Below are 5412 nucleotides of genomic sequence, written 5' to 3'. Positions count from 1 at the left end.
CAGCCTGCCGAACTGGCGCGGGCTCAGCCCGGTGAACGGGGCTATCCAGGAGGGCTCCGACGCCGTGATCACACCAGACACAGCAAGATCATCTCACCAGTGACCAGCAGTTACGGGACAGCCCTTAGCAGCGGGAATTCCGAGTTGACGTTCGCTCGTCCAACCACCCGACGGGAACGCCAGAGAACCGTTCCCTTTAGAACATCGAGTTCGTATTCGCGCGCACTTCCGGCATCTGCATCATCGCATCCCAGTGCTCAGCCAACTGGCCGTTCTCAACACGATAAATATCGATAAACCGCCACTCGGCTCCCGCCATTTCATAGCGTGAATGGAGGATGACGACGTCGCCTTCGGCGACGACATGCTTGAATTCGACTTTTTGCCTTGACACCCCTTGCGAAGAGAGCATTCGCACAAGCGCCTTTACGCCCTCCGGGCCGTCGGCGATCGTTGGATTGTGCTGCTTGAAGTCCTTGCTGAAGAATTCATCGATCGCAGCTACGTCCAAATCGCCAAACGTGCGCTGATACGCCTCGATGACGATTTCCTTATTGGCCTGTTCTTCACTCATGGAAACTCCCATTCTAACTGCGATAAGTATCCCGACATCGACCCATCTAGTTCAGGTCATGCGGGGGGTTGTGGTAGGCCGGTTGAGGAGTCGCCCCAAGTCATCCAAGTCGAGAGATCTTCGAACTGTTAATGCGATGGATGGCGGTCGGGCAACAGGTTCAGACGGCGCTTCAGAACGCGTCCGCTTCGACTGGATCGGACGAGAACAGCCACACTTCGGCGATCCGCTCGCCTTCGACGCGCAGCAGGTCAATGCCGCCCTGGTTCACCGTCTCGCCGTGGCGCGTCCCGCTGAAGTGGACGGGGGCGGCGGCCAACGGCCGTGGGTGGCGAGCGGACCGGTCAGTGAGGTCTCGAAAGTCCCTTGGCTGACAGACGGCGTGCCGCCGAGCATCTCGCCGACAGCCTCGCCACAGCGACAAGTGCCAGAGAACTGGTTGGCGCCAGACCATGTCATCGGCGAGCCCTGCCGCGACCGTGGCGAAGTCCTTGGCGGACAACACATCGAAGTACTTGCGCGCAACGTCCAGCGGCTCGGTCGACTGCACCATCACCCGCGCCCCTTCGAAGCTCGTTCCCATATGGCGCCAATGGTCGCCATCAGTGCTCGGTCACCTCAACGTAACCAATAGACTTGCGTGACTCACATCACATCCGCAGCGCAAGAGTCCACAGAGGACATATCGGTCACACCCGCGCAATCAACCATGTTTGAGGCAAGGTGGGGTAAGGGCCGCGCTGGGCTCAGCCCCAGGTCTGGCCGGCCGGTTCCTTGATGGTTCGGTTGATCCGGTTGAAGAAGTTGGTCAGCGCGATCTCCAGGTTGATCGCGCCGATCTGCTCCTCGGTGAAGTGGGCGTCGGCCTCTTCCCAGATCTCGTCGGTGACGCCCGGCGCACCGTCCTGCAGTCGGGTGGCGGCCTCGGTCAGCGCCAGTGCCGCGCGTTCCGCGTCGGTGTAGAACGGCGCCTCGCGCCACGCTGCGACGTTGTGCAGCCGCTCGTCGGTGTCACCGGCCTTTTCCCCGCCGGCGACACTGGCGGAGACGCACGCCGAGCAGCTGTTGATCTGGCTGGCGCGCAGGTGGACCAGCGCGAGCAGCTTCGGGTCCACGCCCCCGACGGCGATCGCCTTCTGGAGGTGCTGGACCGCGGTCCACACGTCGGGGTTGTTCTTGAGCCGGTTTTCCATGTGGGAGTGCTCTCCTTCAACTGGTTACGTTGCGGCGCCTGTGCGCGTCATCCCTATGACGGAGCAGCTTCCACGGAGGTAACAACATGGCCGGCACCCATCCGACGGACCCGATCGTCGATGCCTTCGAGTCCCACCGTGACCGGCTCCGCGCCGTCGCCTACCGCATGCTCGGATCGCATGCCGATGCGGAAGACGTGGTCCAAGAGGCGTGGTTGCGTCTCGCCCGCCAGGACACCGACACCATCGACAACCTCGGCGGCTGGCTGACCACCGTGGTCGGCCGCATCAGCCTCGACGTCCTGCGGTCGGGCCGGACGCGCCCAGAAGTCTCCTTCGACGACCAGCTACCCCAATTCACCGTGACGCTCGACAACGCCCCCGCTCCGCAAGACCTCGCGGCAATCGGGGACTCCGTCGGCCTCGCGCTCCTCATAGTCCTCGACTCCCTGCGCCCGGACGAACGGCTGGCGTTCGTGCTGCACGACGTGTTCGCCGTGCCCTTTGCGGAGATCGGCACACCATTCTCGACAAATCCACCGACGCGACCAAAATGCTCGCCAGCCGCGCCCGCAGGAAGGTACAGGCCGCGCAGCAGCCGGCGAGCGCCGGACGACACCAACGCGAGGTGGTCCAAGCCTTCCTGGCCGCGGCCCGCGACGGCCGGTTCGAGCAGTTGCTGCAGGTTCTCCACCCCGAAGTGAGGTTCACCGTCCAAACCCCGAACGGCACGTTCGTCACGCTCGGGGCCACCGACGTCGCCACCCGCGCGCGATTGGCAGGCAGTGCGGCACGAGGACATGCGGCGACTGTCAACGGCCGCCCCGGCGTCATCTCCTGGAGCGGGGACGGCACCCCGCTTTCCCTCCTGGCCTTCACTGTCGCCGACGGCCACATCACCGAGATCACCGCCGTGGTCGACCCAACCAAACTCGCACTCATGGACCTGCCGGACCCGGTGTGACTCCCTACCGGCGAATGCCGCACCTACTCGAAGTGGTCCACGCCGAATCCCGCAGAGACGTTGCGCTGCAGGTCATCTCCCCACATTCCTCCACCGCGGTCACGGGCTCACGTGGGAGTTGCGAACACGCACTCCGCCCAGACCGTCTTACCCGGACCTCCGGGCCGGAGGTGCCAGCCCCAGCGGGTGGCGAGCGCCGCGACGAGAAGCAGCCCCCGGCCGCCGGTGTCCTGCGAGCCGGGGGCGGACAGCGCTTCAGGTTCGGGCGGCGTGCGTTCACTCCGGGTGTCGGTTACCTCGATCCTTACCGTGCGGGCGGGTGCGCCGGCACGGAGGAGCAGATGGAAGTCCCGGCTGGGGACATGGCCGTGCCGTACGGCGTTGGCGGTCAACTCGCCCACGACCAGCACGACCTCTTCGTGCTGGTTGGTGCCGTACGGGATGCCCCAGGTGTCCAGCCGGTGCGAGGCCAGTCGGCGGGCGAGGCGGGCGCCCCGTGGGGTGGAGGTGAAACGCATCTCGAAGGTGCGGCTCAAATCATCGCCGGGGCGCCTGGGTTGTGAGGTGCCGGCGAGGCTGGGGAGTTGGCTCGTCATGCCGCCAACGGTGTCCCCGGTCGCGTAGCGTGACCAGTGGTGACGCACCGACGCGGGCCGTTGTACGTGTGGTGGCGGTACGGGTACGAGGTGCGCGGCGTGACGAGGCCGCCGGGACGGCGTTGGGCCAGGGAGGCGGTAGCGATGACCGAGGGTACGGACGAGAGGGCCGAGACCGTGTCGGCGGACGACGCGGGACAGGCGACGGCGGACACGTCCGGCCAGGCCGTGGTCGTCGCGTTCGGGTAAACGATGAAGACACTGCGGGTGCGGGCGGGCCTGGAGCGAGAGGATTTCGGTCGCCGGATCGGATACTCGGCGTCCACGGTCGCGTCGTACGAGCAGGGTCGGCGGATCCCCTCCCCCAGGACCATCGAACGGGCAGACGAGGTCCTGGACGCGGGCGGGCTGCTGACGGTGTGGAAGGAGCAGGTGGAGCGGGCTCAGTATCCGGTGTTCTTCCAGGGGATGGCAGCCTTGGAGAAGGAGGCCATCGAGTTGCTCTCGTACGACACGCTCATGGTCAAGGGCCTGCTTCAGACTGAGGAGTACATGAGGGCGGTACTGGCTATGCGTCGGCCGCCTCTGGACCAGGAGACCATCGAGCAGCGCGTGGCCGCTCGGTTGGCTCGGCAGGATGTCTTCGACCGACAGCCCGCACCACTTCTCAGCTTCGTGATGGACGAGTCCGTATTGCGGCGTCGGCTTGGTGGAAAGGACGTGCTGCGAGGGCAGTTGGAGCATCTGCTACTCGTCGGCCAGAAGCGAAACGTCGAAATCCAGGTCATGCCGCTCGACTGCGAGGAAAGCGCGGGCGTGGACGGGCCGTTCACGGTCGTCACGCGTGACGACGGCAAGAAGTTCGCGTACACCGAGGCGCAAGGATCCAGCACGCTTCAGACCGACCCGCAGCAGGCAGCGCTCGCCGCCGCCCGTTATGGGATCATCCGATCACAGGCTCTCACTCCGCGAGAGTCCCTGGAGTTCATCGAGAGGTTGCTGGGAGAGCTATGAACACCGCTGAGTCCTCGGCCGTCGCGTCCGGCCTCGCCTGGTTCAAGAGCAGCTACAGCGGAGCGGAGGGCGGCGACTGTATCGAGGTCGCGGCCGACATGGGAACAGTGCACATCCGTGACTCCAAGACCGTGGCCGGACCCGTCGTCCGTGTGTCACGTGAGGCGTGGGCGGGGTTCGTCGGGGAGGCCTGACGGTCGTACGTCAGGCGTGAGACCTGCCGTCCGATCAAGGACGGCGGGGCTCACGCGCACCACCCCTACCTGGGCAGGTACGGGCTCGGCTTCCCGTACCAGCTGATCCGCAGGGTGGCCCACTTTCTCACTCCCGCCCGTCGACGACCCCGGATTCCCAGGCCCAAGCGGCGATCTCCACACGGTTGCGGGCTGAGAGCTTGATCTGCACGTTGGAGAGATGAGTCTTCACCGTGCCGACCGAGATGGTCAGTTGGGTGGCGATCTCGGCGTTGGTCAGCCCTCTGGCCACCAGGCGCACCAGGTCGTTCTCCCGTGCGGACAGTGCGGTGTGCGGTTCCCGGGGGGCGGGCACGGCGCTGTTGAGGCGCCGCAGCAGCCGGACGGTGATAGCCGGGCTGACCAGTGCCTCGCCGGAGGCGGCCGCCCTGATGGCCTCGACGAGGAGGGCGGGCCCCGAGTCTTTGATCAGGAACCCGGAGGCGCCTTCGCCCAGCGCGCGCTGGACGTACTCGTCGTCGTCGAACGTCGTCACCACGACGACCTTCGGCGGATCAACGGTGCCGGGGCGGGTCAGTCTGCGCAGTGCCTCCAGCCCGTCCATGCGGGGCATGCGGATGTCCATCAGCACCACGTCGGGCCGGTCGCGCTCGGCGAGTTCCACCGCGTGTACCCCGTCCGTGGCCTCGCCGACGACCTCGATGTCGTCCTGCGCGGCGAGGATCATCGCGAACCCGGCACGGACCATGGCCTGGTCGTCGGCGATCAGCACACGGATCGTCATGACGCCGCCGCCTTCGCCGGGGAGGAGGCCGGGGACACGGGGAGGGTCGCCTCGACGGCCCAGCCACCGGCCGTCACCGGGCCCGCCTGGACG

General features: G+C 66.2%; 7 protein-coding genes and 2 pseudogenes. 3 read left to right on the top strand and 6 right to left on the bottom strand.

The features are described from left to right. The 4 genes and pseudogenes from C1J00_RS37575 to C1J00_RS37560 all read right to left on the bottom strand — a co-directional run. Nucleotides 1-81, bottom strand: a pseudogene (locus C1J00_RS37575) (IS5/IS1182 family transposase); the annotation flags it as partial. A 115-nt stretch (nt 82-196) separates the two neighbouring features. Next, complete coding sequence (locus C1J00_RS37570; RefSeq protein WP_180989843.1) at nt 197-574, bottom strand: nuclear transport factor 2 family protein; 378 nt, start codon at nt 572-574, stop codon at nt 197-199. Between the two features lie 172 nt (nt 575-746). Further along, entirely contained in the window at nt 747-1127 is a 381-nt protein-coding gene (locus C1J00_RS37565) for a nuclear transport factor 2 family protein (RefSeq protein ID WP_219728400.1), read from the bottom strand. A gap of 193 nt (nt 1128-1320) precedes the next feature. After that, nucleotides 1321-1767 carry a carboxymuconolactone decarboxylase family protein gene (locus tag C1J00_RS37560; RefSeq protein ID WP_102913387.1) on the bottom strand — a complete coding sequence of 149 codons (447 nt, stop codon included), beginning with the start codon at nt 1765-1767 and terminating at the stop codon, nt 1321-1323. Between the two features lie 86 nt (nt 1768-1853). Here C1J00_RS37560 and C1J00_RS37555 point away from each other — a divergent pair. After that, nucleotides 1854-2731 (top strand): annotated as a pseudogene (locus C1J00_RS37555) (sigma-70 family RNA polymerase sigma factor). A gap of 107 nt (nt 2732-2838) precedes the next feature. On the opposite strand, the gene C1J00_RS37550 reads toward C1J00_RS37555, so the two are convergent. Continuing rightward, nucleotides 2839-3327: an ATP-binding protein gene (locus C1J00_RS37550; RefSeq protein WP_102913386.1), complete on the bottom strand. Its 489-nt coding sequence runs from the start codon at nt 3325-3327 to the stop codon at nt 2839-2841. Nucleotides 3328-3579: 252 nt separating this feature from the next. Between C1J00_RS37550 and C1J00_RS37545 the strand changes: the two genes are divergently transcribed. Together C1J00_RS37545 and C1J00_RS37540 are read left to right on the top strand one after the other, a co-directional pair. Then, complete coding sequence (locus C1J00_RS37545) at nt 3580-4341, top strand: helix-turn-helix domain-containing protein (RefSeq protein WP_245936658.1); 762 nt, start codon at nt 3580-3582, stop codon at nt 4339-4341. Continuing rightward, on the top strand, nt 4338-4535 hold the full coding sequence (locus C1J00_RS37540; protein WP_102913385.1) for a DUF397 domain-containing protein: 198 nt from the start codon (nt 4338-4340) through the stop codon (nt 4533-4535). Before C1J00_RS37545 ends, C1J00_RS37540 begins: the two co-directional genes overlap by 4 nt. 127 nt (nt 4536-4662) lie before the next feature. Here C1J00_RS37540 and C1J00_RS37535 read toward each other — a convergent pair whose 3' ends face one another. Continuing rightward, complete coding sequence (locus C1J00_RS37535; protein ID WP_102913384.1) at nt 4663-5319, bottom strand: response regulator; 657 nt, start codon at nt 5317-5319, stop codon at nt 4663-4665. Between the last annotated feature and the right edge of the window lie 93 nt (nt 5320-5412).

The organism is Streptomyces cahuitamycinicus, assembly GCF_002891435.1.
In the GTDB taxonomy this organism is placed as follows: Bacteria; Actinomycetota; Actinomycetes; order Streptomycetales; family Streptomycetaceae; genus Streptomyces; species Streptomyces cahuitamycinicus.
This window is presented reverse-complemented; position numbering and strand designations above follow the sequence as displayed.